A 25972-nucleotide genomic window follows, 5' to 3' on the forward strand; every position below is an offset into this window, starting at 1 on the left:
GCATGACGCCCTGGCGAGTCGCAGTATTACTTTTTCTTTTTCGCCGGCTTGTCAGCCTTCTTTGCGTCCTTGGCCTTTTCCGGCTTGCTATCGGCTTTCTTGGCAGATTTTTTCGGTTCGGCGTCTTTCTTCTTGTCTTTCTTGTCTTTCTTGTCGGAAGACTTGGAAAGCGCCGAAGCTGCCGCCGATTTCTTTTCCGGCGAGGACTTTTTGTCTTTCAAGTCCTTGCTGGCTTTCGAAGCATCGTCTTTTTTGCTTTTCTTCTCGTCTTTAGCCACGTTGACCACCTCTCGAAATGTGCCGGTATTGGCACCGTGCCTGTGCGAATGAACACAAGCTGATCGTTAGGCGTGGGCGTTCGGGCGGGGTTCAGATTATTTGACTCGACACAGCGCCTTGGCGGCGGTCAGGGGCAATGACCCAGACGTGTCTGGTGCGTGACTTGTGTGCCGAGCACGCACCAGAGCACGATTGCCTCCGAATCACCTTGCGTCCAAGACCACTCAGTGCGGGCTGGCGGTCGGACGAACCACAATCTCACTGACATCAACATCGTCAGGCTGCTCGATGGCATAGGCGAGCGCTCGCGCAATGGCATCTGCGTTGAGCGCCACACGCCGGAAGGCTTTCATTTCTTCGCGGGCCACATCATCCGAAATCGTGTCCGCCAACTCGGATTCAACAACCCCCGGGCACACCACAGTGACGCGGATTTTGTCCGTTTCCTGGCGCAGACCATCCGAGATCGCCCTGACGGCGAATTTGGTCGCGCAGTACACCGCTGCTGTCGGGGAAACCGCGAGGCCCCCAATCGATGAGATATTAATCACCTGACCGAAACCTTGCGCCTGCATGTCCGGCAAGACGGCGGCAATACCGTGCAGTACGCCGCGAACGTTGACATCAAGCATCTGGTTCCATTCGTCGACCTTCAACGAGGCCAGTGGAGACAACGGCATCACGCCCGCGTTGTTGATGATCACATCGACCTTGCCGTGTTGCGCCTTGGCGAATGCCACGAATGCGTGCATCGATTGCAGATCCGTAACGTCCAGTGCACAGGCACTGGCTGAGCCACCCTCGGCGTGGATCTCGCTGACCAGTTTGTCCAGACGCTCGGTACGGCGGGCACCGAGGACCACATGCGCGCCTTTGGCGGCGATCAACCTGGCTGCCGCTTCGCCAATGCCACTGCTTGCACCGGTAATCAGGACGACTTTGTTTTGAATGTTCGACATATCCGTAGCTCCTGCTGTCTGCATTGAAGTTCAGCACTGACCACCAGAGGGCGGTCGTTGCTGCTGGGTGTGTCGAAAAGATTAAGGGCACAGACCTGCTCGACGCGTGCCGAAACCTGCGCAACTTTTGCCTATTCGTGTCTGTGTGCATCGCCGCACATTTGTAATGAAGCGCCGCTCAGGCGCCACGGAACTCGCTGGGGGTTACGCCCACTTCACGCCGAAAGACCTGAGAGAAGTGACTGGGGCTTGAGTAACCGACCTCGAGTCCGATATCGATGATGCTAAGGCGGGTTTCCAGCAGCAGGTGCCGCGCACGAATCATGCGCAAGCGAATGAAGTACTGCGACGGCGAAGTCCCGGTCGCACGTTTGAAAAGGCGGCTGAAGTGGTACTCGCTCAGTTCGGCAAGACTGGCCAGCTTTGCCAGGCTGAAATCAGCGTCCAGATGCGCACTCATGGCGTCAGTGACTTTGCGCAACTTGTAGGCTTGCAGAGCGTTCACCCGGCGTCCGGGCTGACTTTCGGCGCGATAGCTGCGCACCAGATGCACGGCCAGTGCCTGCGCCAGGGAGCGGGAAAAAAGGGCACTTGGCGAGCGTTCAGTGACCAGTTCGGTACGCAACTGCTCCATGACAAAAGCGACGCGCTCGTCACGCGCCCCTGAAACATCGCGCAAACGCACAGGCTCGGCGTGCTCACCTGACAGTTCCCGAGACGCCTGCTCGAACAACGGCAGTCCCAGATAAAGGTGCATGACTTCGAAGGTATCGCCTTCATGCGTCTGCCAACGCATTTCATAGGGCTCATCGGAGCTGGTGAGGAAAAAATCGCCGGCACTGACCTCCGCAGCTTCCCACTCTCCACCCAGTGCGCGCTCCTCCACCCTCGCCGCCCCCGCCAGAACCAGAACGAGCAGCGGTTCCACCACGGCAGGCACAAGAATGGGCTCACTGACGCTGCGATGGGTAAACAGCGCAATGACAATGTCCTTGATTTCCAGGCGTGATGGTAACGCCTGCGGCTCGCCTGGCAGGTAGTCAGCCATTGACTCGCCGGTGATGCGCAGGTCACGAGATGACGTCGACATCGGTTCCAGGGAGGTGCGTCCGGTATTGGCCATGAAATCGTCCTTTGCGGATTCAGCGGTGCAAAGCCAGGCAGGTCGGATGGGCTTGCCCGTGCTCCGCGTCACGTAGACCGGCTCGATGATATCGGGCTTTTCCCGTGGGTTGAATCGAGCACTGAACCGCCCTCACTGACATTCGGCGCAAAACCCCGACAGTCTGGGCAATCTCACGAACGCCGACCTCCGCCCGCTGCGAGACAGTAGACCCGTCGCCGATGACAGCGCCTTGCAAGCGCCAACACGGCTTATCCCTACTTGATCAAAACGCTGGAGAACATCATGACTGATATCAAGAACAGCACCCCAAACGAAGTGGCCGGTAAAGTCGCGCTGGTCACTGGCGCGGCCAGTGGCATCGGCAAGGCCATCGCACTGCTGCTGCATGCCCGCGGCGCTCAGGTCATTGCCGAAGATATAAACCCTGAGGTGGAAGCGCTGGCCCGCCCAGGTCTGGTGCCACTGGTGGCTGACATCTCGCAGGACGGTACCGCCGAGCGCGCAGTCGACCTGGCCGTCGAGCAATTTGGCCGGCTGGACATTCTGGTCAATAACGCCGGCATCATCATCAACAAATTGGTCATCGACATGACCCGCGAAGACTGGGAACGGATTCAGGCAGTGAATGCCACCGCGGCATTTTTGCATAGCCGGGAGGCCGTCAAAGCGATGATGCCCAACAAATCCGGATCGATCGTCAACATCGCGTCCTACGCCTCCTATTTCGCCTTCCCTACCATCGCCGCCTACACCGCTTCCAAAGGCGCGCTCGCGCAACTGACGCGGACCCTGGCGCTTGAGGTCATTGGCCACGGCATCCGCGTCAACGCCGTTGGCGTCGGCGATGTGGTGACCAACATCCTCAACAATGTGGTCGACGATGGCCCTGCGTTTCTCGCCCAACATGGCGAGGCCGCACCAATCGGTCGCGCCGCCCAGCCGGAAGAGATCGCCGAAGTGGTCGCCTTCATCGCCTCGGATCGCGCCAGTTTCATGGTCGGTTCGGTGGTCATGGCCGACGGCGGCATGACTGTCACGGCCGGCTGAGCCGCAGCACAAGGCGCCGCACGACATGCCCGACAAGCCCGAGAGGATCAGGCAAATCTGCGGCAGTTTCGTCCTAACACCGCCCGGCGCGGCTACGTAATCTGAAAGCACGCAACGGACGCAGACACAGGCCACGGCAGGCCACTCAGATGAACAACGTCAATGAGGACTGAACAATGAAAAACGCAAAACGGCTTTCCCTTTCTCTGGTGATCAGCGCGATGCTGGCCTGCGCGATGAACGTTTCCTCCACCGGTCTTAACCTGGCCGCTGATGGTGCTGATCGAACTCCCAACCTGCGGGTGAGCGAAGGCGGCAGTGACCGCACTCCCGGCTTCAGGGTCGCCGAAGATGGTTCGGACCGCACTCCCGGCATGCGCGTAAGTGAAGGCGGCAGTGACCGCACCCCCGGCTTCAGGGTTGCCGAGGATGGTTCGGACCGCACCCCCGGCATGCGCGTAAGTGAAGGCGGCAGTGACCGCACCCCCGGCTTCAGGGTTGCCGAGGATGGTTCGGACCGCACTCCCGGCATGCGCGTAACTGAAGGTGGCAGTGACCGCACACCGGGGTTTCGCGTGGCCGAAGACGGCTCTGATCACACGGCTTTGGGTCGTATCTGCTAAGCCGGACAATCGCGGAGAAAAGCTGATGAAAAATGCCGGGAAAACCACTCAGGATCATCGTTACGCGGGCATGTGGGTCACCGCTGACGGATTCATCCGTCACGAGCTTCTGACGACTGGGCGTTACGACGAGGCCCGTGGTAAAAATAAGAGCGCCTATCAGGGCCGCTACGAACTGGTCGGTGATTACATCCAGTACTGGGACGACACCGGCTTCACCGCTGACGGGCATTTTCATGACGACGTGCTCTATCACGCCGGCATGATCCTCTATCGGCAATGAGCACTTTGATGATGTCGGATGAATGTCGTTCGCCTGGACAGTTCCGGGCAAACGCTCATGAATACTTGTGAGAGCCTTGAAATGGAACAGAGCGACGCTTTCATTCTGCAAAACACAGCCATTTACCGTGACGAACTGGTTCGCCTGCTGACACAGCGCTTTTCCACGCCCGGAGTCTATGAAACCGCGATAGCGCCCTTGCATGTCATCCGTTTCGACGCCCCCTCAGAGCTTATCCATACCGTGCACAAGCCGGCACTGTGCCTGATCGTGCAAGGACAAAAGGAAATCGGCCTGGGTGACGACCATTACCTGTACGATCCGCTGAGTTACCTGGTGGTATCGGTGACGCTTCCAGTGTCCGGGCGTGTGCTGATGGCCAGTCCGGAGGCGCCCTACCTGTGTATCCGCTTTGATTTCGAGGCCACGGAAATTGCGCAGGTCATCGCCGATGCCCCTCCGACGGGCGTCCCGGACGAGCCGGAGCTTGGCCTGTTCCTGGAAAAGGTCGATGTGCCCCTGCTGGAAACCATGCTGCGGCTGGTCCGGCTGCTGGAAACACCGAAAGACATCGGCATGCTCGCGCCTCTGGCATTGAGGGAGCTGTATTACCGCCTGCTGCGGGGCGTACACGGACGTCGTCTGTATGAGCTTGCCCTCGGTGACTCGCAAACGCGTCGGGTAACGCGGGCAATCGATTGGTTGAACAACCACTACACCCAACCCTTGCGCATTGAAGAACTCGCCCGGGTCGCCAATCTGGGCAACTCCACCTTGCATCATCGCTTCAAGGCAGTGACGGCCATGAGTCCGCTGCAGTATCAGAAACAACTGCGCCTGCAGGAAGCCCGCCGTCTGCTGCTCGGCGAAGGGCTGGATGTGGCGAGTGCCTGTTATCGAGTGGGCTACGAAAGCCCCTCGCAATTCAGCCGGGAATACAGTCGTCAGTTCGGGTGTCCGCCATCAAGAGATGCCAGCCGGGTGCGCCACCCTGCGTGAACGACTGACCGGCGGCGAATGGGTGGCCTCGAGCTGATGCTGAAGTCATTGCACGGCATTTTTCATGACGGCCATCGCCATTCGGGCTGGCTTAAATGTTCGGCAAAAAAGTCCGACAGCGCTTTGATCTTTACCGGCCGTGTACGCGCCGAGGGGGTGACGAAATACAAACCGCCACGGGCCATGCTCCATTGCGGTAGCACCACCACCAAGCGCCCGTCTTTCAGGTACTCGCTGGCAATAAACTCCGGCAGTTCGGCGATAGCCAAGCCCTCAAGCAACACCGGCAATAACGCATCCGAGTTGGTCACTCTCAGCGGGCCGCTGGGCACCACGTCTTCTTCGCTGCCGTCTTGATGGGTGAACCGCCACACTTGGCTGCGGGCGCGGTAGGCATAACTCAGGCACGTGCGGGACGCCAGTTCGCGGGGGTGGCCAGGGTGGCCATGAGCGTCCAGATAAGCCGGTGAAGCGACCAGGTATTGAGTAACGGCACACAGGCGCCGTGCAACCAGCGAGGAATCCGGCAATACGGCGATGCGCAAGGCGGCATCGAAGCCCTCGGCGATCAGGTCTACCGAGGCATCTGAAAGGTGCAGGTCAATCGACAGCTCGGGATACTGGCGCAGCAACTGCGGCATCAGCGGTGCCACCCAACGCAAGCCAAACGACATGGGTATCGCCAAGCGTACTTGGCCGCGGGGCTGGACCGACAAATCCTGAGCCTCGCTTTCCACCTCTTCAGCCTGCCGATAAATCTCACCCGCCTTGGCCGCCATGCTCGCGCCGAATTCAGTAAGTGCCAGTTGCCGCGACGTACGGTTGAACAAGCGCCCACCCAGGCGCGCCTCCAACCGCGCGACCGCCCGCGATACCGTTGGCACCGACACGCTCATGACGCGCGCCGCGCCGGCGAACGAGCCCTCTTCGGCCACCTTGGCAAACATTGCCAACCCTTCGAAATCCGGAAGTCTGCTCATTTCATTTCTGCAACGATAGGTTTCAGACAATTCTATTTTGAAAGCTTTTCTTCGTCGATAAGCTTCTCCCACACCGCAACTCACTCAATCGAAATACGGGAGAAACACCATGACTAACAAACTCGAAGGCAAAATTGCATTGGTCACCGGCGGCACTACGGGCATCGGTCTGGCCACCGCCAAACGCTTCGCTCAAGAAGGCGCTCATGTCTATATCACCGGCCGTCGCCAAGCCGAACTGGACGCGGCTGTTACCGCGGTCGGCAACGCCACCGGCGTGCAGGTGGATTCCACCAACCTTGATCAGCTGGACGCGTTGTATCGCCAGATTGGCGCGACCCACGGTCGGATCGATGTGCTGTTCGCCAATGCCGGCGGTGGATCCATGCTGCCACTGGGTGACATCACGGAGCAGCAGTACGACGACACCTTCAATCGCAACGTAAAAGGCGTGCTGTTCACTGTGCAAAAGGCGCTGCCGCTGCTGGCCCCAAAAGCCTCGGTGATTCTCACCGGCTCTACGGCGGGCAGCTCGGGCACCGCCGCCTTCAGTGTGTACGCCGCGTCCAAGGCCGCCGTGCGCTCATTTGCCCGCAACTGGATTCTGGATTTGAAAGACCGCCAGGTGCGCATCAACACCATCAGCCCCGGCGCCACCCGCACGCCTGGCCTGGTTGATTTGGCCGGCCCTGATGCCGCTCAACAGCAGGGCTTGCTCGACTACCTGGCGTCGCTGATCCCCATGGGGCGCGTCGGTGAGGCTGATGAAATTGCCAGCGCCGCGTTGTTCCTGGCCTCGGATGACGCCAGTTTCGTCAACGGTATCGAGCTGTTTGTTGACGGCGGCCAGGCGCAAATCTGAGCAGTCAGCGGGCGACTGTTGCGGTCGCCCGCCAACCCACACCTGAACGCGCCCAGTACCAACCCGGACGGCGTTCGCTGGTGCTGTTGTCAGACGCAGATTGAGCTGGAGTCACTGCCGCACTACCGTCTTACAGGGTTCTGCCAAGGGCTTGCTCGTAGCAGGAAAGGAAATGCCGCCACTGCGACTCATCCCAGAAAGAATGCCGTCTGAGTTGAGGAATGTCGTGACGCGCCGCGCCCATTGCCGTAGCACGACCGCGAGACTTCTCCAGGTCAAGCAGCGCCAGTTCGAAATCGAAGTCAGCGTCGGTAATCGAGGCCTTGATAAAGATGTGTTTGGAACGCATGCAACCGTGCTGCCATTTGCCCGAGTGCAGCCGCGCCAGCATTTGCGCTAAACGTTCAAGCAGTCGCAGATGTTGCGTTGTGGTCAACAGGCTTGCAGCGCCCTGGCCATACCAGGTATCCAGATCGATGAAGCCGCCCAGGTCTTCGGTAACCAGAACACCCTGCCATAGACCGTCAACTTTTCTCGCGCCATAAAATACCGGTCTTGGCGCATTCACGCCCAGCTCTTCGAGTCTTGAAAGGGCAACGCCTTCACGCAATGCGGTGGGTCGGCCAGTGGGGTAACGCAGACTGCGGAACAAATGGCCGGTCTGACGCTTTACAAAAAACGTCTTGTCACCTTGAACAATCAGCTGGACACCGCTGGTGCCGCTGCGGCGCACATTCGGCGGTTCCACCCACGACCCGGACGTACCCCACCAAAAATCAAACTCATCGCGTGCCCTGCCCATTGTGTGCTCCATTTTTTGTAGAAATTCTTTCGTGCGACGTCGCAACAGCAGCTCAGTCTATTTGTGGACGTTAATAGTTCCCTATTTATCGCGGATGTTAGGGCCATCTTGAGGCTTTTACGCAACGATGTGACAGAAATTGGCATGGAAGGTATTTATCCCTTCTGGGAGACCGTTGCTCGCAACGTCACATTCAGATGCCGGCAGAGCGCGGTCGACACATCGAGTGACTGATGAGTTAGCCTCATAAACCCTTGCCGATTTACCCCTCTAGTGCCCTTAAATCAGCTCGCTTACTGTGCTCCCAACGTCTGACGGGAGATCGACATGCACAAGCGCACACTCGGAAACAGTTCACTGCAAGTGTCAGCTTTGGGCTTTGGCTGCATGGGCTTGAGCCATGGCTACGGTCCAGCGACAGAAACGCCGCAAGCGATCTCGCTGATTCGCACGGCCGTTGATCTAGGCGTCACCTTCTTCGATACCGCCGAGTTCTACGGCCCTTATCTCAATGAGCAAGTCGTCGGCGAGGCGCTGTCCCCGGTTCGTGACCAGGTCGTGATCGCCACCAAATTCGGCTTCGCCGTCGGTGCTGACAACACAAAGCAGACTCTGGACAGCCGGCCCGAACGTATTCGGGTCGCCGTCGAAGGTTCGCTGCGCCGACTGAAAACCGATTACATCGATTTGCTTTACCAGCACCGCGTCGATCCGGACGTGCCGATCGAAGACGTCGCCGGGACGGTGAAAGACCTCATCAGCGAAGGCAAGGTCAAGCATTTCGGCCTGTCGGAGGCCGGTGCACAGACCATTCGCCGTGCGCACGCGGTGCAGCCGCTCACGGCGCTGCAAAGCGAATACTCGCTGTGGTGGCGCGAGCCCGAACAGGAAATCCTGCCGACGCTTTGGGAGTTGGGCATCGGCTTCGTGCCATTCAGCCCTTTGGGCAAGGGCTTTCTCACCGGCACGGTGTCGGCGGAGGCCACTTACGGCAGCGACGATTTTCGCAGCATCGTGCCGCGCTTCAGCCAAGCGGCGCTGCAAGCCAATCAGGGGCTGGTGGTATTGATTCGCCAGATCGCCGCGCAGAAACACGCCACGCCGGCGCAGATCGCTTTGGCCTGGCTGCTGGCGCAGGCACCGTGGATCGTACCGATTCCGGGCACGACCAAACTGCATTGCCTGGAAGAAAACCTCGGCGGCGCGGACATCACGCTCGATGCCGCCGAGCTGAAGGCGATTGATGTTGCGCTGGCGCAGATCCGCATCGAAGGCGAGCGCTATCCCGAGGCCCTTAAAGCGCGTGTCGGTCGATGAGCAACGATCACGATCCGCTGCGGCGCACGGTGATCGCCGCACTGGCCAGCGCTCCGCTGCTGTCGCTCGCCGACACGCAAGGCGCCAGTGAAACACCGCGCTCAGGCTCGCGGATTCTGGTCGCGTACTTTTCGCGCTCGGGCAATACCCGCGTGGTTGCCGGGCTGATCCAGCGTGGGCTGGGTGCCGATCTGTTCGAGATTCGCCCGGCCCACGCCTACCCCGAGGACTATCTGCAAACCGTCGAGCAGGCGCGTCAGGAACGTGACAGCGGCTACGAACCCGAACTGCAAAACAAGGTTCACGCCCTCAGCGACTACGACACGATTTATCTCGGCTTTCCGATCTGGGGTGAAACCGCACCGCCGATCGTGCGCACCTTCCTCAGCGCCCACGACCTGACCGGCAAGACCCTCATCCCCTTCAACACCCACGGCGGTTATGGCTTGGGCAACAGTCGCAGCGTGCTCGTCAAGCACGCGCCGAAGACTAAGGTTCTGGAAGGTTTTGTGATGGAGGGTGAGCAAGAGCGCAAGACCATGGAGCGCGTGAATGGCTGGCTGAGCGATCACCCCCTCACGCGTTAATCGAGTTCTGTACGGAGTGACATCATGAAAATCCGCACGTTGGGCAATGGCCTGAAGGTGTCCGCACTGGGCCTTGGTTGCATGAGCATGACGTCGGCCTACGGGCCGGCTGCCGACAAAACCAGCATGATCAAGCTGATTCGTTCGGCCCACGAGCAAGGCGTCACCTTGTTCGACACCGCTGAGGCGTATGGCCCGTTCGCCAATGAAGAACTGCTGGGCGAGGCCTTGCAGCCGATCCGCGAGCAAGTCGTCATTGCTACCAAATTCGGCTTCGATATCGACCTGATCACCGGCGCACGCGGCGGCGGCACCAACAGCCGTCCAGCGCATATCCGCGCCGTGGCCGAGGCCTCGTTGAAGCGTCTGCGCACCGATTGCATCGACCTGTTTTATCAGCACCGCGTTGATCCGCAGGTGCCCATCGAAGACGTCGCCGGCACGGTCAAGGAGCTGATCGCCGAGGGCAAGGTCAAGCATTTTGGCCTGTCTGAGGCGGGTGTTGAGACCATACGCCGGGCTCACGCGGTGCAACCGGTCACGGCGGTACAGAGCGAATATTCGCTGTTCTGGCGCGGGCCGGAGCTGGAACTGCTGTCGGTGCTGGAAGAATTGGGGATCGGCTTCGTTCCGTTCAGCCCGCTGGGCGCCGGTTTCCTCACCGGTCAGATCGACGAGCACACGCAGTTCGACGCAAGCGATTTCCGCAATGTCGTCCCGCGCTTTTCCCCTGAAGCGCGCAGGGCCAATCTGGCGCTGGTCGATGTGGTGAAAGCCGTCGCGCAACGCAAACACGCCACGCCGGCACAAGTGGCCCTGGCCTGGTTGCTCGCACAGAAACCGTGGATTGTGCCGATCCCGGGTACGACGAAACCGCATCGCCTGGAAGAAAACCTGGGCGCGGTCGAGTTGCCATTGAGCGCAGATGATCTGCGCGTGATCAAAGAGCAGATGGCGCAAATTCAGGTGCACGGTGAACGCCTGCCGGAGTCGGCACTGAAAATGACCGGACTTTGAGTCTGCCCAACGCGGCGCTGCGTGCGGCGCCGCTTCCATTGCCTGACCGGAGTTGATCCGATGAACCGATTGATCGCGCCACTCGTGGCTTTCTCACTCATGACCGCAGAAGCCCAGGCTGCCAGTGAAATCCGCATTACCCCGAACGGTTCCCAGCCCTCGATCAAGGGCGCGGCGCAAAACTTTACCGGCGCGGTGCGCGTTGATGGCCTGTTCAAAGGTGACGCACCTGCGCGCATCGCCGGCGGCACGGTGACCTTCGAACCTGGCGCACGCACGGCGTGGCACACCCATCCGCTGGGGCAAACACTGATCGTCACCGCTGGCGTTGGCTATGTGCAGCAAGAGGGTGGCCCGCGTCAGGAAATCCGTCCGGGCGACACTGTCTGGATTCCGCCGAACACCCGGCACTGGCACGGCGCCACGGCCAACAGTGGCATGACCCACATCGCCATCGCTGAAGCCGAAGACGGCCAGACCGTCACCTGGGCGGAACAGGTCTCGGAGGCGCAATACGCCGGCCAATGAAGTTACAGAATGTGTCGAAGTTGTTCACTCGGTACTCTTCCAGCCAACCATCATCTGACCTCCGGGCCCCGTAACAGCGGGGCCGAGTCAGGACTCCAGCGGTGATGGCAACGTTGACTCATGAGTTTTGCTCAGGAGTCCATGCGCCTTTTCGGGGTTAATCGCCACCACCATCCTCCGTACGATCCAGCAACACCGCAGTGACCTGCAATGGATGGAGCCTTTCATGATGACCACTGACGCACGCAAGTGCACCGCCCTCCCCGCACTCATGGCGCTTTGTCTGGGGGTTGCGGCGATCTTCAGCGTTACCACTCAAGCAGCCGAGGCAGCGCAAACCATGACCAAGACACCCGCCAGCGCAACGACATTGTCGAGCCAACAACAAGCGATTCCACTGATCGCGGCTTTCATGGCGACCAGCGACATGCCTCACCTCAACGCGGCGCTCAACCAGGGACTCGATGCCGGCTTGACCATCAGCGAAACCCGCGAAGTTCTGGTGCAGCTCTACGCGTATGTGGGCTTCCCGCGCAGCCTCAACGCCTTGAACGAACTGATGACGGTGGTGCAGGCGCGCAAACAGCGCGGCATCGATGATGCGCCGGGACGCGAGCCGGGACGCGCTATCCCGACCGGTGACGAACTGCTGGCCGCCGGCACCGCGAATCAAACCAGAATCTCCGGCGGCCCGGTCAAAGGCCCGGTGTTCGAGTTCGCTCCGGTGATCAACCGGTTCCTGCAAACGCACTTGTTCGGCGACATCTTCGAGCGCGACAACCTCGACTGGCAAAGCCGCGAACTGGCGACTGTCGGGGCGCTGGCAGCCACGCCTGGGGTGGAATCGCAGCTGCGCTCGCACATGGCGGCGAGCCTGCGCGTCGGTCTCAGCGCGGCACAGTTGCGCCAGGTTACCGAGCTGCTGAAAAAACACGGCGATGCGCAGACGGCTGAACGTGCCGACAGCGCGCTGACCCAAGCCCTCGCAGCTTCGGGGGCATGACATGAAAGCTGCAAAACATTTGGTGTGCCTCTCACTGTTGAGCCTGTTGGCGGCCTGCGCAAACCCTTCCGAAGGCCCGCTGCTGATCCAGAAGCAAGGCAGCTTCGCCGCTGGCGGAACGATGATCACGGCACCGGGCACTTTCAACCCGCGCCAACCGATGGCGCCCAACGGCCAGACTTACCACGGTGACCACGCCTACGCGTTCTATCAGATCCCGGTCGATGCGCGAAAACTGCCCATCGTCATGTGGCACGGCGCGGGGCAATTTTCCAAGACCTGGGAAACCACTGCCGATGGCCGCGAGGGGTTTCAGAACATCTTTCTGCGCCGTCACTACGGCGTCTATCTGATCGATCAGCCTCGGCGTGGCGATGCCGGACGCAGCATGGTCGAGACCACACTCAAGCCTGTGCCTGACGAACAACTGTGGTTCAACCAGTTCCGCATCGGCCTGTGGCCCAACTACTTCAATGGCGTGCAAGTGGCACAGGACGCACAAACCCGCGAGCAGTTTTTCCGGGCGATGACACCAAACACCGGGCCGTTCGACATGGGCGTGGTCTCCGATGGCGTGTCGGCGCTGTTCGACAAAATCGGCCCGGGGATTTTGTTCACCCATTCGCAAGGTGGCGGGCCGGGCTGGTTGACGGCGATCAAGAACGACAAGGTCAAAGCCATCGTGGCATTCGAACCGGGCAGCAGTTTCGTGTTTGCTGACGGTGAAGTGCCGGCGCCGATTCCCAGCGCGTTCGACACGGTGCAAGGCGCAGCGGTGCCCATGGAGCAATTCATGGCGCTGACGCGCATTCCGATTCTGATCCTCTACGGCGACAACATCCCGGAACAGGCCGTCGACCTGCCTGCTCAGGACAGTTGGCGCGCACGCTTGAAGATGGCCCGGCTCTGGCGTGACGCGGTCAATCGACATGGCGGTGATGTGCGACTGATCCACCTGCCGGAGATTGGCATTCACGGCAACACCCACTTCCCCATGTCGGATCTGAACAACGTGCAGATCGCTGACCTGGTCGCGCAATTCCTCAAAGAAAAACAGCTGGACTGACCCCAACACTTTTGCAACTGCCGCCCTAATTGATTGCTCAGGAGCTTCACGTGAAGAACACTCTCAAAGCCACGCTCATGTCGGCATTGGTCGGCCTCTCGGCGGGCGAGGCCTTGGCCGCCGACTACAAAAAGAACCCTTTCACCCTCGCCTACGACGGCGCAATCAGCAAGAACGAACCGGGCAAGGTCAATATCCACCCGGTCAAGTACACGCTCAATGGTCTGGACATCGCCGCCAACGTGTACACCCCGGCCAACTACGACGCGAAAAAGACTTACCCGACCGTGGTCGTTGCACACCCCAATGGCGGCGTCAAAGAACAGGTTGCCGGTCTGTATGCCCAGCGTCTGGCGGAACAGGGTTACATCACCATCACGGCCGATGCAGCCTATCAGGGCGCCAGCGGTGGTCAGCCGCGCAGCATCGATAAACCGGCGTATCGCATCGAAGACATCCACGGCATGGCCGACTTCATCAGCCAGTTTGCCGGTGTCGATGACAAGCGTCTGGGCCTGCTCGGCATCTGCGGCGGTGGCGGCTATTCGTTGGCGGCGGCGCAAACCGATAAACGCTTCAAATCGCTGGCGACCGTAAGCATGTTCAACTCGGGCCGGGTACGCCGCAACGGCTACAACGATTCGCAAATCGACAGCATCCAGCAACGTTTGCAACAGGCATCAGCAGCCCGCGCGCAGGAAGCGGCCGGCGGTGCGGTGCTGTATTCGGGCGATGCCAACCTCACCGATGAGCAGATAGCCAAACTGCCCTTCGAACTTTATCGCCAGGGCTACGAGTACTATTGGAAAACCCACGCACACCCCAACTCGACTTTCAAATACACCACCAGCAGCTTGCTGGATTTGATGCGTTTCGACGCCACCGACCACATTGAACTGATCAATCAACCCTTGCTGATGATCGCCGGCAGCAAGGCCGACAGCCTGTACATGACTCAGGATGCCTTCCCCAAAGCCACCGGCACCACGGACAAGGAAGTGTTCATTGTCGATGGCGCGACACACATCGAAACCTACTGGGTGCCGCAATATGTTGATGCGGCGATTGGCAAACTGAGCGAATTTTACGCACGTACCCTGTGATGAGCGCCTTGAGGGTCGCGCATCCATGCGCAACCTGCTTTCATGGAATAATCCCGCGTCCCTCATGAGAGGCCCTCATCAATGTCCCGCGCCAACCTCAACGACCTGCAAGCCTTCGTGGTGATCGCCCGCGAAGGCAGTTTTACCCGCGCAGCCGCACAGCTGGGCGTCTCGCAGTCGGCGCTGAGCCACACCATGCGCGCCCTTGAAACTCGGCTGGGCGTGCGCCTGCTGACGCGAACCACACGCAGCGTTTCGCCGACCGAGGCCGGCCAGCGCTTGTATCAGTCGATGGCGCCGCGCTTCGATGAGATCGAACTGGAACTGGCTGCGGTCAGTGAATTTCGCGACACCCCGGCCGGTAATGTGCGGATCTCGGCGTCCGAACATGCCGCCAACAATATCCTCTGGCCGAAGCTGTTGAAGGTGCTGCCCGCTTACCCGGACATCAAGGTCGAAATCACCGTCGACTACGCCCTTTCCGACATCGTTGCACAGCGCTATGACGCCGGCGTGCGTCTGGGCGATCAGGTGGCGAAGGACATGATTGCCGTGCCGATCGGCCCGTCATTGCGCATCGCGGTAGTGGGTTCTCCCGAGTATTTCAAGCACCGACCGATCCCGCAGGCACCGAGCGATCTGGCTGCGCACAACTGCATCAATCTGCGCCTGCCCACCCATGGCAGCCTGATGCAATGGGATTTTGAAAAAGACGGTCACGAACTCAAGGCGCGCGTCGAGGGGCAATGGACGTTCAACAGCAGCATGCCGATCCTGCGTGCGGCGGAGGCAGGCTGCGGGCTGGCGTTTCTGCCGGAAGACATGGTCATCAGCCAGTTGGCCAACAGCACACTGGTGCGCGTACTTGAGGATTGGTGCCAACCGTTTGCCGGTTACCACCTTTACTACCCGAATCGTCGTGAACATTCCTCAGCGTTCGGGGTTGTGGTGGATGCGCTCGTTTATAAGGAATGACGCGTTAAATTGACTCAGATCATGATTCAATTCGATTGAGGAAAATAACCAACAACTTTCTTGATCCGCATTTTCTTTGTGCTAAAAGTATTGCCGCCAGTGGCTCCTTACAGGGATGAGTAAGGGTTTGCTCATCCGCAGTCATTGTCCACGGATGCATACTTTCAACAAGGAAGTCATATGAAAATAGTTGGGCTGTCCGGGATTCTCCCGTCACGCATTATCAGCAATCAAGACGTTATAAACCTGGTCGAGGAACACTCTAAGGATACGTTCCAGGAAGACTTGCCAAAAACCTTGAAGACCATCAGCAAGTTGCTTGAAAAAAGCGGCAGCGGCACGCGGCACTGGCTGGGCGCCGACGAGACGCCGATGGAACTGATGGAGACAGCATTCAACTCCGCGCTCGCCCAGGCCAATATCGACAAGGCCGACCTGGATCTGTTGATCTATCCGAACGTTACGCGAGGCTTCATCGAGCCGGCCAACAGTACGTTTATCGCCAAGGCGCTGGGCCTGAACTGCAGAAACTTCGATGTGGTGGACGCCTGTAACGGCTGGGTGACCGCCATGGATGTCATCAACAGTAAAATGCAGGCCGGCGAGATTCGCTACGCGGCGATCGTCAATATGGAATTTGGCATGTCTGCTGGCGGGCCGGTGATGCCCAAGAACTTCTCTTTACAGTCGTCGGCGGAACTGGCTTACAAGTTTCCGAGTTTTACCATTGGCGAAGCCGTCACGGTGACCATTCTCAGTCATGAAGCCCCCGGCAACTTCAAGTTCTCGTACATCAACCGGCCGGACTTGAGTGACTTGTCGACCATCTCCCTGCCGGACTGGAAACTGTTCTGCAATGAGGAAGATATTCCGCGTATTTCACCGACCGGCGGCCAGTATCAATTCAATTCCTACGCAGCAGCCTTGCATGAAGATGGCCGCAACGAAGCGATAAAAGTCTTCAACTTGCAAAACGTCTCTGCGGCGGATGTTCATAAAGTATTTATTCATACCGGTTCACCCAAGATGTGGGAGCACATTGGGCAACTGATCGGTATTGATCACAAGCTGCACCATGTCGGGCATAAAACCGGCAACATCATTACCGCGTCCATCCCCTACGGCATCTTCGATGCGATGAGTCGCGGCGAAGCCGAGACCGGGCAGTTTTGCATGGGCTGGGCGGGCAGCGGCGGGATGGTTTTCTCCGCGCTGTCGTTTACCTTGTAGGGCCTGATGCAACTTGCCGTCGTGAGGCGGCAAGTTGTTCGTCCATGATCAAACTGTTGGTCGGTACCAAAACGAAAATCGCGCTTCGATCTCTAGGCCAGCGGCGGGTAGTCTGTATAGCCCTCTTCCGAACCACTGTAAAAAGTGGAGACATCCGCAGTAGCCAGCGGCGCATCAAGGAAGAAGCGTTCCGGCAGATCAGGGTTGCTGATGAACAGCGTGCCAAAGGTGACTGCATCGGCCAGGCCGGTTTGCAGGGCCTGTTCCGCGGACTTCCGATCATAACCAACATTCAACACGAAAATTCCTGAGAACCGCTTGCGAGCCCCCGGCGCCAATGGTTTCGCGCCTTCCGGCAGAGTCCCAGGTTCCATGAAATGCAGAATTCCAACGTTTCGCTTTTCCAGCGCTTCTACCGCGTACATGTAGGTCTGCTCGAGATTGGAGTCGCCCATGTCATTGTACGGAATGCGCGGCGACAGCCTGACCGAGATACGGGCCGGCCCGAAGACTCTGATCGCGGCGTCCGTGGCTTCAAGCAAGAACCTCGCCCGCTTCTCAATGGTACCGCCATATTCGTCGGTGCGTTTGTTTGAGCCGTCCTCCAGAAACTGCGCGGGCAGATAACCATTGGCACCGTGTATCTCTACACCATCAAAGCCCGCATCTTTCGCGGCCTGTGCAGCTTTTTCGTAGTCCCCAATGGTGGACTTGATTTCATCAATGGTCAGTTCGCGTGGGGTCACCGAGGGTTTGATGCCTTCTGGCGTGAACGCCTGGCTATTGAAGGGGACTGACGATGGCGCGACCGGGAGTTCTCCTCCATGAAAATCAGGATGAGATGCTCTACCGGTGTGCCAGAGCTGGGCGAAAATGAGACCGCCGGCTGCATGAACTGCCCGAGTTACCTTCTTCCAGCCCGCAATCTGTTCAGGCGTATAGATCCCTGGGGTATTCGTCCAGCCGACGGCCTGGGCGCTGATCTGGGTGCCTTCGGTAAAAATAAGGCCCGCCGATGCGCGCTGTGCGTAATAGGTCGCAGTCAATTCGTTGGCCACCTGATCCTTGGATCGACCTCTTGTCATTGGCGCCATGAACACCCGATTTCTGAAAGTGAGCTCTTCGTTGTTCAAGGGGGTTAGAAGCTTAAAATTTCCCATACTTTCCTCAGAATAGATTTTATTGAATGTCCGCCCGTGCTTAACGATTTCTCAAGTGCGGCTCGACCAAAGAAATGCTTCTGTCGGATGCTCGATTGGCTGGCTGCAAGCCGCCGGCAAGAGTGGCGAACGAAGGGTTTGGTTCGGACCGCTTCCCTCAAGTGAGGACAATCGACAAGGTATCAATAATAAACCTGGCGTCAATTAGGCACCGCTCGTACACCTGGTAGGTCCGAGGATACCTATCGTCAGGAAATCGTCCGCGGCGTATGGGCTGGCGAGCCGTATACAGTGGCCTCGCGCGCAAGAGCAGGACGCTCTGCGTTCATGATCGAACGGCCTGAGCAATCGATGTGAAGATTCGGTTGAAGCAGGTATCGAGATTGATTGCCCGCAGTTGAAAGGCAAAAACCAGCGCACTGCCAACAACAAAAAGTGTTGGCAGAGTTTCATGCTTACCAGATCGCGCTGGTTCGATTGAGATCTTCGGTGTTTTACAAGCCATCGGATGACAAGTCCCGAAGCGCAGCATGGGCGGCCGACAACGCGTTCATGTAATGAGTGAAGCAGCCTTCCCTACGTACTTGTCGGTCCGATTGCAGCGGCGTCGAATTTCTGCCGGGCAGCGTCAACCTCCGGCAGCTTGGCGAGCGTCCATTCATGCAGTGCCCGAAAAGGTTGCTGCAGCGTGCGGCCCAGCGGCGTGATTTGGTACTGCACCGCGACTGGCGAAAGCGAAATCACCTCGCGCGATACCAGGCCGTTGCGCTCCAGTCGGCGCAGACATTGAGTGAGCGCTTTTTGGGTAACGCCTTGCAGGCGACGACGAATCGCGTTGAAGCGTTGCGGACCGTCATCAAGCACGGCTAACACCATCATCGACCATTTATCAGCGATCTGCTCGAATAAAGCCCGGCTAGGGCAGTCGGACGAGAAGCACAGCGGTTCGAGTTCAAGCATGGCGGTTTCCTTCTGTATACCCAAGCGCACTCAGGCGCTAGATTGACGCCAAGTTTACTGGATATACCGAGCCTGAGAACGCTTTCTACCGTTGTTTCGCCGGAACACTCTGACGAACATAATAATTGTCGAATTCACTGCTTTCGGTGAATTGGAAGCCATGGCGGGTATAAAAGCGATTCGAAGCACTTTCTTTGAGAGCGCCAACTTTAACAGGGAGCGCAGCCGCATCCGCCTCTTTGAAAATCTGAGTGAGAACAGCAGCCCCTACACCTGAGCCTTGCGCGCTCGGTCTCACATACAAGTGGTCGAGCAAGAGTTCATTGTGGTGATGCTTGACCACTACAAAACCAACCCTCTCTCCAGATACCTCGACATAGCGTGTGTTACGAGCGTCAAAACCGCCAAGAAACCGCTCACGCGCACGCACCGGATCAAATCGCCCGACACGCTCCAGACTTTCGCGCATGGCCTCAATTCGAATGGCTACAAGATTTTCCAAGTCGCTTGGTTGAGCCGGGACCAAAATGACTGGGAAATTTTGATTGGGTGCGACGGGCATAGGTTGTGCTCTATTTACCATCCTGGAAGGCCAGTATAGAGAGCCTGGCTTGTGGGGCCCAGTTTGGCTTCACCGTCGAATTCAGGCACCCATCTCAAAAACGAACATGACTTGGTCAATCTGGATTTTGATTGCCAGAGCCGTGCATGACCGACAGGTCTCCAATACGACCTCATGGTATTCACATGTCGATATCAGACACGATCATGGCGCAATCAGGCTACTGAATCAGCGACAAGGCCGGCTAAGGTGCCGTGTCTTCGTATCAAACGACCCCGCTCGGATCATGGGGTTGATAAGAACTGCGGCGGTTGGACGGGCTTCTTTCGGGAGTTTCAGCAGGCAACGATCGTGCTCGATCGGGTGCCCGTTCAATTCGCTTAAATGTCGATCAGCAGAGAATAAAAATACCGATGATCAGCCCGAACTCCATGGATTCGAGTAGCCAATTGGCGCAGGGCTTCAAGCCTCGTCACGTCACAATGCTGTCCATCGCCGGGATTATCGGCGCCGGTTTGTTCGTCGGTTCAGGGCACGCCATTGCCGCAGCGGGGCCGGCGGTGCTGCTCGCCTATCTGTTTTCCGGTTTGCTCGTCGTGCTGGTCATGCGCATGCTCGGCGAGATGGCGGTGGCCAATCCGGACACCGGCTCGTTCTCCACCTATGCCGACCAGGCCATCGGCCGCTGGGCCGGTTTTACCATCGGCTGGTTGTACTGGTGGTTCTGGGTGCTGGTCATTCCTATCGAAGCGCTGGCAGCCGGGCATGTGTTGAATCAATGGTTTCCGCAGGTCGATGCGTGGCTGTTCGCGTTGGGATCGATCATTGCGCTGGTGGTGACCAACCTGTTCAGCGTGTCCAAATATGGTGAGTTCGAGTTCTGGTTCGCCATGGCCAAGGTCGTGGCAATCATCGGCTTCATCGGTGTCGGTTTTGCCGTGTTGATGGGTTGGGTTCCCGACCGTGAAGTCAGCGGATTGAGCAGTCTGATGGCCACGCACGGCGGTTTTGCGCCCAACGGCTTGTCGGCGGTGGTCGGCGCTTTCATCACGATCATGTTCAGCTTCATCGGCACTGAAGCGGTGACCATTGCCGCTGCCGAATCGAATAACCCGGCGCAGAACATTGCCAAGGCCACCCGCTCGGTGATCTGGCGCATTGGCGTGTTTTACCTGCTGTCGATCTTCGTGGTCATCTCCGTGGTGCCCTGGAATGATCCGTTGCTGGCCTCGGTGGGCTCGTATCAGCGCGCCCTGGAAATCATGAACATTCCAAATGCCAAGTTCATGGTCGACGTCGTCGTCCTGATCGCCGTGGCCAGTTGCATGAACTCCTCGATCTACATTGCCTCGCGCATGTTGTACTCGCTGGGTCGTAGAGGCGATGCACCGAAAGCGCTGAAGGCGACTTCCGCAGCAGGTGTGCCCCGGGCAGCCGTGATCGCCAGCACCGTGCTGGGCGCGTCGATCACCGTATGGAGCTACTTCATGCCCGCCGGGCTGTTCGAGTTTCTATTGGCCAGTTCCGGGGCGATTGCCTTGCTGGTGTACCTGGCGATTGCGGTGTCGCAGCTGCGCATGCGGCGGATATTGCAACAGCGCAAGGTCGAGCTGACCTTCCGCATGTGGCTGTTTCCCTGGCTGACGTGGCTGGTGATCGGCTTCATCTGTGCGGCGCTGGCGGTCATGATGATTACTCCGCAGCACCGCACCGAAGTCACCACCACCATTGGCCTGGCGCTGGCAATCTCCTTTATCGGCTTGATGACGTCGCGTCACCCTGCCCCGACGGCACGAGCAACGTCGGTGGGTCAGGCCTGATCCACCGCCTCGATCACGCCTTTGTCCTCACCCAGGAAGCCGCCGCTCTGATGCGCCCACAGCCGTGCATACACGCCATTTTTCTCCAGCAGTTCGGCGTGGGTGCCCTGCTCGATGATGCGTCCGTCATCCATGACAATCAGCCGGTCCATCGCTGCAATCGTCGACAGTCGATGCGCGATCGCGATCACGGTCTTGCCCTGCATCATGTCGTCGAGGCTTTCCTGAATCGCCACTTCAACCTCCGAATCCAGCGCACTGGTGGCTTCGTCCAATAGCAGAATCGGTGCGTTCTTCAGCATCACCCGGGCAATCGCCACCCGTTGGCGCTGGCCGCCGGACAGCTTGATCCCGCGCTCGCCCACCAGAGTGTCGTAACCGGTATGACCCTGGCGATCGCTCAATTGGCTGATGAATTCGTCAGCCTGGGCGTTGGCCGCCGCACGGCGGATCTGCGCGTCGGTGGCATCGGGCCGGCCGTAGGCAATGTTGTCGCGAATCGAGCGGTGCAGCAGCGAAGTGTCCTGCGTGACCATGCCAATGGCACTGCGCAGGCTGTCTTGAGTCACGTGCGCAATGTTCTGGCCGTCGATCCGAATCTCGCCACTGTCGACATCATAGAAACGCAGCAGCAAGTTGATCAGCGTCGATTTGCCCGCACCTGAGCGCCCTACCAGACCGATCTTCTCTCCGGGACGGATGCTCAGACTCAGGCCATCGAGCACCTGACGCTCGCCACCGTAGTTGAACTTCACCTTGTCGAACGTCACCGCGCCGCCCGAGGTCACCAACACGCCGGCATCCGGCGCGTCCTGCACCTTGGTGCCCTGGGTCAGGGTCGCCATGCCGTCCTGAACGGTGCCGATGCTTTCGAACAGCGAGGTCATCTGCCACATGATCCAGTTCGACATGCCATTGATCCGCAACGCCATGGCGGTGATCGCCGCCACCGCGCCGGCGCCGACATCGCCCTGGTGCCACAGCCACAGGGCATAGCCGCCCGCTGACATGATCAATGCCACCACCAGGGCCTGATTGACGATCTCAAACAGGCTGACCAGACGCATCTGGCGAAAGCCGGTTTGCTTGAAGTCCTCCATCGCCGCCCGTGCAAAGTGCGCTTCGCGGTTGGAGTGGGAGAACAGTTTCACCGTGGTGATGTTGGTGTACGCGTCGGCGATACGCCCGGTCATCATCGAGCGCGCATTGGCCTGCTCCTGGCCGACCTTGCCCAGCCGCGGCACGAAATATCCCATGGCCAGCCCGAACAACACGACCCACGCGAGAAACGGCAGCATCAGCTTCAGCGCAAAACCGCCGGCCAAGGCGATGATCGCGATGAAGTACACGCCGATCCCGGGCAGGATCTCGATCATGGTGAACAGCACATCGCGCACGGCAAGCGCTGTCTGCATCACCTTGGTCGTGACCCGTCCGGAAAACTCATCGGAGAAAAACGAAAGGCTTTGCCTCAGCATCAGCCGATGGAAATCCCAGCGCAGGCGCAGCGGCAGGTTAATTGCCAGAATCTGGTGCTGAACCATGGTACGCAACGCCACCAGCCCGACACTGAGCACCATGACGATGCCCATGCCCCACAACACGCGACGCTCCTGCGCAGCCGCTTCCCCGCCCGCCTGCCAGGTCGAGAGCAGATCGACGACCTGGCCGAGGAAGGAAAACAGCCACGCTTCATAAACCGACACGGCGGCGCTGAGCAACGCCAGCGCGAGGACGTAGCCGCGCGCCCCCCGAGTGCAGGCCCAGAGAAACCTGGCCAGACCGTTGGGCGGCGGTGGCAGCTCATCAGGCGGGAAAGGGTCGAGTCTTCGTTCAAACACACGAAGCATGGTGTTCTCCAAAACAGTCAAGTCAGGGAGATTCTGCCATCGATTGGATCCCGGGAGGTCTTTGTGAAAAAGTGTGTGCTCCTGACCTGACGAGTGCCTGCCGTCTCTACCAGACCGCAATATGCGAATCCGCCCTCGGCTCCGTCCCGCCACACAGCACGCCCGTCACCGGATCACGCAAAATGATCTGTCCGCGTCCGTAATCCGTGAGGTCACTGGCGATCTGCACCTCATGTCCACGACGCGCCAACGCATTGGCCAGATCCCTTGAAGCGCCCTGCTCGATGCCGACCTTCATCCCGCCCAGCCACTGCCAGCGCGGCGCGTCCAGTGCCGACTGCGGGTTCAGGCCGAAATCCACCAGGTTCATGACCATTTGCACATGGCCTTGCGGCTGCATGTAGCCGCCCATCACGCCAAACGGCCCCAGCGCCTGGCCATCCTTGGTGAGGAAGCCGGGAATGATCGTGTGAAAGGTCTTTTTGCCGGGAGCCAACGCGTTGGCATGCTCGGGATCAAGGCTGAATTCCTGCCCTCGGTTTTGCAGGGCAATGCCGCTGTCGGGCAGCACCACGCCGGAGCCGAAGCCGTGGTAATTGCTCTGGATGAACGAGACCATGTTGCCCTGCCCGTCCGCCGTGGACAGGTACACCGTACCACTGGCGTGAGGATCGCCCGGCTTCGGCGGCTGCGCTTGATCGCCAATCTGAGCACGGCGGCGGGCGCTGTAGCCGTCACTCAACAGATCGGCTACGGCCACGCGCATGTGCAGCGGATCCGTGATGTAGTGCAAACCATCGCTGTAGGCCAGTTTCATCGCTTCCAGCTGGCGGTGCCAGGTCTGTTGGCTGTCACGGTGGTCGAAGTCGAAACCTTCAAGAATCTTCAGCGCCATCAGCGCCACCAGCCCCTGCCCGCTGGGCGGGATTTCCCAGACATCCACGCCGCGATAATTGACGTGGATGGGCTCGACCCACTGCGCGCGGTAATGCTCAAGATCCGTGGCGCGCAGATAGCCGCCCGTTGCCCGCGAATGCGCATCCAGGCGTTGCGCCAAATCGCCGCGATACAAACTCTCGCAACGCGTGAGGGCCAGTTCTTCGAGGGTTCGCGCCTGCGCCGGGTTACGGAAAATCTCTCCGGCCCTGGGCGCGCGACCGTCAATCAAGAACGTGTCGAACCAGGCCTGCAGCCCTTCATTGCGATAGGGACTGAATTCATCCAGCGCGATCTGCCATTGATGGGCAACCACCGGCGACAGCGGAAAACCGTCTCTGGCCAGACTGATCGCCGGTTGCAGCAAATCGGCGAACGGCAACACACCAAAACGTTGCGACAGCTCGGCCCAAGCCGATGGACAACCGGGCACCGTCACGGGCGTCCAGCCATACAACGGCATTTGCTCATGGCCGGCCGTCTTCACCGCTTCGATGCTCAGACTGGCCGGGGCGTGACCGTTAGCATTGAGGCCATGCAACTGGTCCTTGAACCAGACCAGCGCAAACGCATCGCCGCCCAGGCCACACCCCGTAGGCTCGACCACGGTCAGCGCCGCCGCCGTGGCGATGGCGGCGTCGATCGCGTTACCGCCTTTTTGCAGCATCTCGATACCGGCCTGCGCGGCCAAAGGTTGGGACGCCGCAACCATGCCACGACGGGCGAAGACGCTTTGGCGTTGCGACGGATAAGGGTATTCGTGAGCAGAAAATTTCAACATGGCAAAGGCTCTTCAAATCAGCAATTCATTGGCCGGACTTGATCCGGTTCCATTCGCGGGTGATCAGACGCTGGATGTTTTCCGGCAGATCGGCGGAGACGAAGGCGTGGTTGATCACCTCGTCAGTCGGGTAGATCCCCGGATTGCCGCTGACCTTGGGGTCCATCAGCGCCGTGGCATCCTTGTTCGGGTTGGCGTAGCCGACGTAATCGCTGACCGGTGCAATCACCTCTGGGCGCAGCAGGTAATTGATAAACGCATGGGCGTTGGCGACGTTAGCGGCGTCCTTGGGGATCGCCAGCATGTCGAACCAGAGGTTTACGCCTTCCTTGGGAATCAGGTAGCGGATGTCGATGTTTTTGCCCGCCTCGCGCGCCCGGGTCTGGGCCTGCATCACGTCACCGGAATAGCCGATCGCCACGCAGATATCGCCGTTGGCCAGGTCGGCGGTGTACTTCGATGAGTTGAAATAGGTCACCGAAGGCCGCAACGTCATCAGCAGTTTAGAGGCCTGTTTGTAGTCGTCCGGCTTGACGCTGTTGGGGTCCAGGCCCAGATAAAGCAGGGCCTGGGGAATGATCTTCACCGGCGCATCGAGAAAGGCCACGCCGCAGCTTTTCAGTTTGGCGAGGTTCTGCGGATCGAACACCATTGACCAGGAATCGAGCGGCACATCCTCGCCCAGCACGGCGCGGACTTTCTCCTCGTTGTAGCCGATGCCTACCGTGCCCCACATGTACGGCACGGCATATTGGTTCCCGGGGTCGGCAGCCTGCAGACGTTGCATCAAACGCGGGTCGAGGTGCTTCCAGTTATCGAGCAATCCACGTTGCAGCGGCTGATAGGCGCCAGCGCGAATCTGCTTGGACAAAAACTGGCTGGACGGCACCACCACGTCATAGCCCGAATGCCCAGAGAGCAACTTGGCTTCGAGCATTTCATTGGTGTCGAAAATGTCGTACTGAACCTTGATCGTGCTGGCCTTTTCGAAGTTCTTCAGCGTGTCGGGGCCGATGTAATCGGACCAGTTGTAAACCTTCACCACCGAGTCGGCGGCCTGAAGCATGGGGACCACGGCGGCGCAGCACAGCGCCGCAAACACACTCGATAAACGCAT

At 59.2% G+C, this 25972-nt stretch carries 26 protein-coding genes; 15 read left to right on the forward strand and 11 right to left on the reverse strand.

Features of this window, described 5'->3' with window-relative positions; translation table 11 throughout:
* Positions 1–26 precede the first annotated feature (26 nt).
* The 3 genes from GTQ41_RS13565 to GTQ41_RS13575 form a co-directional block, all read right to left on the reverse strand.
* A complete protein-coding gene (locus GTQ41_RS13565; RefSeq protein ID WP_080963280.1) occupies positions 27–278 on the reverse strand; it encodes a hypothetical protein in 252 nt (83 codons plus the stop codon).
* A 225-nt stretch (positions 279–503) separates the two neighbouring features.
* The gene (locus GTQ41_RS13570; RefSeq protein WP_047294447.1) at positions 504–1238 is read right to left on the reverse strand and encodes an SDR family oxidoreductase; all 735 of its coding nucleotides are present in this window, start codon (positions 1236–1238) and stop codon (positions 504–506) included.
* A gap of 178 nt (positions 1239–1416) precedes the next feature.
* Positions 1417–2361, reverse strand: coding sequence for an AraC family transcriptional regulator (locus GTQ41_RS13575; protein ID WP_047294449.1), 945 nt, complete (start codon positions 2359–2361; stop codon positions 1417–1419).
* Positions 2362–2646: 285 nt separating this feature from the next.
* On the opposite strand from GTQ41_RS13575, the gene GTQ41_RS13580 reads away from it, so the two are divergent.
* The 4 genes from GTQ41_RS13580 (at position 2647) to GTQ41_RS13595 (ending at position 5316) form a co-directional block, all read left to right on the forward strand.
* A complete protein-coding gene (locus tag GTQ41_RS13580) occupies positions 2647–3411 on the forward strand; it encodes an SDR family NAD(P)-dependent oxidoreductase (protein WP_047294451.1) in 765 nt (254 codons plus the stop codon).
* 176 nt (positions 3412–3587) lie between these two features.
* Positions 3588–4034 (forward strand): hypothetical protein, encoded by a 447-nt coding sequence (locus GTQ41_RS13585; protein WP_047294453.1) that lies wholly within the window; start codon positions 3588–3590, stop codon positions 4032–4034.
* Between the two features lie 25 nt (positions 4035–4059).
* On the forward strand, positions 4060–4317 hold the full coding sequence (locus tag GTQ41_RS13590) for an Atu4866 domain-containing protein (RefSeq protein ID WP_047294454.1): 258 nt from the start codon (positions 4060–4062) through the stop codon (positions 4315–4317).
* Between the two features lie 81 nt (positions 4318–4398).
* Positions 4399–5316 (forward strand): AraC family transcriptional regulator, encoded by a 918-nt coding sequence (locus GTQ41_RS13595; protein WP_047294456.1) that lies wholly within the window; start codon positions 4399–4401, stop codon positions 5314–5316.
* A gap of 62 nt (positions 5317–5378) precedes the next feature.
* On the opposite strand, the gene GTQ41_RS13600 is transcribed toward GTQ41_RS13595, so the two are convergent.
* Positions 5379–6296 carry a LysR family transcriptional regulator gene (locus GTQ41_RS13600; protein ID WP_041063980.1) on the reverse strand — a complete coding sequence of 306 codons (918 nt, stop codon included), beginning with the start codon at positions 6294–6296 and terminating at the stop codon, positions 5379–5381.
* Positions 6297–6405: 109 nt separating this feature from the next.
* Between GTQ41_RS13600 and GTQ41_RS13605 the strand changes: the two genes are divergently transcribed.
* The gene (locus tag GTQ41_RS13605) at positions 6406–7158 is read left to right on the forward strand and encodes an SDR family NAD(P)-dependent oxidoreductase (RefSeq protein WP_047294458.1); all 753 of its coding nucleotides are present in this window, start codon (positions 6406–6408) and stop codon (positions 7156–7158) included.
* A 130-nt stretch (positions 7159–7288) separates the two neighbouring features.
* Here the strand turns inward: GTQ41_RS13605 and GTQ41_RS13610 are convergent, their stop codons facing one another.
* Complete coding sequence (locus GTQ41_RS13610; protein ID WP_047294460.1) at positions 7289–7960, reverse strand: lipopolysaccharide kinase InaA family protein; 672 nt, start codon at positions 7958–7960, stop codon at positions 7289–7291.
* A gap of 327 nt (positions 7961–8287) precedes the next feature.
* On the opposite strand from GTQ41_RS13610, the gene GTQ41_RS13615 reads away from it, so the two are divergent.
* From GTQ41_RS13615 to GTQ41_RS13655, 9 genes are all read left to right on the forward strand, one after another.
* On the forward strand, positions 8288–9277 hold the full coding sequence (locus GTQ41_RS13615; RefSeq protein WP_047294462.1) for an aldo/keto reductase: 990 nt from the start codon (positions 8288–8290) through the stop codon (positions 9275–9277).
* The gene (locus tag GTQ41_RS13620) at positions 9274–9864 is read left to right on the forward strand and encodes a flavodoxin (RefSeq protein WP_047294463.1); all 591 of its coding nucleotides are present in this window, start codon (positions 9274–9276) and stop codon (positions 9862–9864) included. The genes GTQ41_RS13615 and GTQ41_RS13620 overlap by 4 nt, the downstream gene beginning before the upstream one ends.
* A gap of 24 nt (positions 9865–9888) precedes the next feature.
* Entirely contained in the window at positions 9889–10881 is a 993-nt protein-coding gene (locus GTQ41_RS13625; protein ID WP_047294464.1) for an aldo/keto reductase, read from the forward strand.
* A gap of 60 nt (positions 10882–10941) precedes the next feature.
* Positions 10942–11409: a cupin domain-containing protein gene (locus tag GTQ41_RS13630; protein ID WP_047294465.1), complete on the forward strand. Its 468-nt coding sequence runs from the start codon at positions 10942–10944 to the stop codon at positions 11407–11409.
* Between the two features lie 226 nt (positions 11410–11635).
* Positions 11636–12412, forward strand: coding sequence for a carboxymuconolactone decarboxylase family protein (locus GTQ41_RS13635; protein ID WP_179294982.1), 777 nt, complete (start codon positions 11636–11638; stop codon positions 12410–12412).
* A gap of 121 nt (positions 12413–12533) precedes the next feature.
* On the forward strand, positions 12534–13478 hold the full coding sequence (locus GTQ41_RS13640; protein ID WP_174376813.1) for an alpha/beta fold hydrolase: 945 nt from the start codon (positions 12534–12536) through the stop codon (positions 13476–13478).
* Positions 13479–13528: 50 nt separating this feature from the next.
* A complete protein-coding gene (locus GTQ41_RS13645) occupies positions 13529–14581 on the forward strand; it encodes an alpha/beta hydrolase (RefSeq protein WP_047294467.1) in 1053 nt (350 codons plus the stop codon).
* Positions 14582–14662: 81 nt separating this feature from the next.
* The gene (locus GTQ41_RS13650; RefSeq protein ID WP_047294470.1) at positions 14663–15556 is read left to right on the forward strand and encodes a LysR family transcriptional regulator; all 894 of its coding nucleotides are present in this window, start codon (positions 14663–14665) and stop codon (positions 15554–15556) included.
* Between the two features lie 180 nt (positions 15557–15736).
* The gene (locus GTQ41_RS13655; protein ID WP_047294472.1) at positions 15737–16786 is read left to right on the forward strand and encodes a 3-oxoacyl-[acyl-carrier-protein] synthase III C-terminal domain-containing protein; all 1050 of its coding nucleotides are present in this window, start codon (positions 15737–15739) and stop codon (positions 16784–16786) included.
* Positions 16787–16878: 92 nt separating this feature from the next.
* Here GTQ41_RS13655 and GTQ41_RS13660 read toward each other — a convergent pair whose 3' ends face one another.
* The 3 genes from GTQ41_RS13660 to GTQ41_RS13670 all read right to left on the reverse strand — a co-directional run bounded on the left by GTQ41_RS13660 (position 16879) and on the right by GTQ41_RS13670 (position 19468).
* The gene (locus tag GTQ41_RS13660) at positions 16879–17946 is read right to left on the reverse strand and encodes an alkene reductase (RefSeq protein WP_047294474.1); all 1068 of its coding nucleotides are present in this window, start codon (positions 17944–17946) and stop codon (positions 16879–16881) included.
* 576 nt (positions 17947–18522) lie between these two features.
* Positions 18523–18906 (reverse strand): helix-turn-helix domain-containing protein, encoded by a 384-nt coding sequence (locus GTQ41_RS13665; RefSeq protein ID WP_027611764.1) that lies wholly within the window; start codon positions 18904–18906, stop codon positions 18523–18525.
* An 85-nt stretch (positions 18907–18991) separates the two neighbouring features.
* A complete protein-coding gene (locus GTQ41_RS13670) occupies positions 18992–19468 on the reverse strand; it encodes a GNAT family N-acetyltransferase (protein ID WP_047294476.1) in 477 nt (158 codons plus the stop codon).
* Positions 19469–19881: 413 nt separating this feature from the next.
* Here GTQ41_RS13670 and gabP point away from each other — a divergent pair, with 413 nt between their 5' ends.
* Positions 19882–21288 (forward strand): GABA permease, encoded by a 1407-nt coding sequence (gene gabP, locus GTQ41_RS13675; RefSeq protein WP_041064012.1) that lies wholly within the window; start codon positions 19882–19884, stop codon positions 21286–21288.
* On the opposite strand, the gene GTQ41_RS13680 is transcribed toward gabP, so the two are convergent.
* The 3 genes from GTQ41_RS13680 to GTQ41_RS13690 form a co-directional block, all read right to left on the reverse strand.
* Positions 21279–23138 (reverse strand): ABC transporter ATP-binding protein, encoded by a 1860-nt coding sequence (locus tag GTQ41_RS13680; RefSeq protein ID WP_047294478.1) that lies wholly within the window; start codon positions 23136–23138, stop codon positions 21279–21281. The genes gabP and GTQ41_RS13680 overlap by 10 nt on opposite strands.
* A gap of 106 nt (positions 23139–23244) precedes the next feature.
* The gene (locus GTQ41_RS13685) at positions 23245–24855 is read right to left on the reverse strand and encodes a gamma-glutamyltransferase family protein (protein WP_047294480.1); all 1611 of its coding nucleotides are present in this window, start codon (positions 24853–24855) and stop codon (positions 23245–23247) included.
* 25 nt (positions 24856–24880) lie between these two features.
* Positions 24881–25972 (reverse strand): polyamine ABC transporter substrate-binding protein, encoded by a 1092-nt coding sequence (locus GTQ41_RS13690; protein WP_047294481.1) that lies wholly within the window; start codon positions 25970–25972, stop codon positions 24881–24883.

This window comes from Pseudomonas sp. AN-B15, assembly GCF_019056475.1.
GTDB classification, from domain to species: domain Bacteria; phylum Pseudomonadota; class Gammaproteobacteria; order Pseudomonadales; family Pseudomonadaceae; genus Aquipseudomonas; species Aquipseudomonas parakoreensis.

Coding starts and splice junctions, on each gene's coding strand:
- GTQ41_RS13570 (WP_047294447.1), bottom strand. CDS start 1,238: ATGTCGAACATTCAAAACAAAGTCGTCCTGATTACCGGTGCAAGCAGT.
- GTQ41_RS13575 (WP_047294449.1), bottom strand. CDS start 2,361: ATGGCCAATACCGGACGCACCTCCCTGGAACCGATGTCGACGTCATCT.
- GTQ41_RS13580 (WP_047294451.1), top strand. CDS start 2,647: ATGACTGATATCAAGAACAGCACCCCAAACGAAGTGGCCGGTAAAGTC.
- GTQ41_RS13585 (WP_047294453.1), top strand. CDS start 3,588: ATGAAAAACGCAAAACGGCTTTCCCTTTCTCTGGTGATCAGCGCGATG.
- GTQ41_RS13590 (WP_047294454.1), top strand. CDS start 4,060: ATGAAAAATGCCGGGAAAACCACTCAGGATCATCGTTACGCGGGCATG.
- GTQ41_RS13595 (WP_047294456.1), top strand. CDS start 4,399: ATGGAACAGAGCGACGCTTTCATTCTGCAAAACACAGCCATTTACCGT.
- GTQ41_RS13600 (WP_041063980.1), bottom strand. CDS start 6,296: ATGAGCAGACTTCCGGATTTCGAAGGGTTGGCAATGTTTGCCAAGGTG.
- GTQ41_RS13605 (WP_047294458.1), top strand. CDS start 6,406: ATGACTAACAAACTCGAAGGCAAAATTGCATTGGTCACCGGCGGCACT.
- GTQ41_RS13610 (WP_047294460.1), bottom strand. CDS start 7,960: ATGGGCAGGGCACGCGATGAGTTTGATTTTTGGTGGGGTACGTCCGGG.
- GTQ41_RS13615 (WP_047294462.1), top strand. CDS start 8,288: ATGCACAAGCGCACACTCGGAAACAGTTCACTGCAAGTGTCAGCTTTG.
- GTQ41_RS13620 (WP_047294463.1), top strand. CDS start 9,274: ATGAGCAACGATCACGATCCGCTGCGGCGCACGGTGATCGCCGCACTG.
- GTQ41_RS13625 (WP_047294464.1), top strand. CDS start 9,889: ATGAAAATCCGCACGTTGGGCAATGGCCTGAAGGTGTCCGCACTGGGC.
- GTQ41_RS13630 (WP_047294465.1), top strand. CDS start 10,942: ATGAACCGATTGATCGCGCCACTCGTGGCTTTCTCACTCATGACCGCA.
- GTQ41_RS13635 (WP_179294982.1), top strand. CDS start 11,636: ATGATGACCACTGACGCACGCAAGTGCACCGCCCTCCCCGCACTCATG.
- GTQ41_RS13640 (WP_174376813.1), top strand. CDS start 12,534: ATGATCACGGCACCGGGCACTTTCAACCCGCGCCAACCGATGGCGCCC.
- GTQ41_RS13650 (WP_047294470.1), top strand. CDS start 14,663: ATGTCCCGCGCCAACCTCAACGACCTGCAAGCCTTCGTGGTGATCGCC.
- GTQ41_RS13655 (WP_047294472.1), top strand. CDS start 15,737: ATGAAAATAGTTGGGCTGTCCGGGATTCTCCCGTCACGCATTATCAGC.
- GTQ41_RS13660 (WP_047294474.1), bottom strand. CDS start 17,946: ATGGGAAATTTTAAGCTTCTAACCCCCTTGAACAACGAAGAGCTCACT.
- GTQ41_RS13665 (WP_027611764.1), bottom strand. CDS start 18,906: ATGCTTGAACTCGAACCGCTGTGCTTCTCGTCCGACTGCCCTAGCCGG.
- GTQ41_RS13670 (WP_047294476.1), bottom strand. CDS start 19,468: ATGCCCGTCGCACCCAATCAAAATTTCCCAGTCATTTTGGTCCCGGCT.
- gabP (WP_041064012.1), top strand. CDS start 19,882: ATGATCAGCCCGAACTCCATGGATTCGAGTAGCCAATTGGCGCAGGGC.
- GTQ41_RS13680 (WP_047294478.1), bottom strand. CDS start 23,138: ATGCTTCGTGTGTTTGAACGAAGACTCGACCCTTTCCCGCCTGATGAG.
- GTQ41_RS13685 (WP_047294480.1), bottom strand. CDS start 24,855: ATGTTGAAATTTTCTGCTCACGAATACCCTTATCCGTCGCAACGCCAA.
- GTQ41_RS13690 (WP_047294481.1), bottom strand. CDS start 25,972: ATGCGTTTATCGAGTGTGTTTGCGGCGCTGTGCTGCGCCGCCGTGGTC.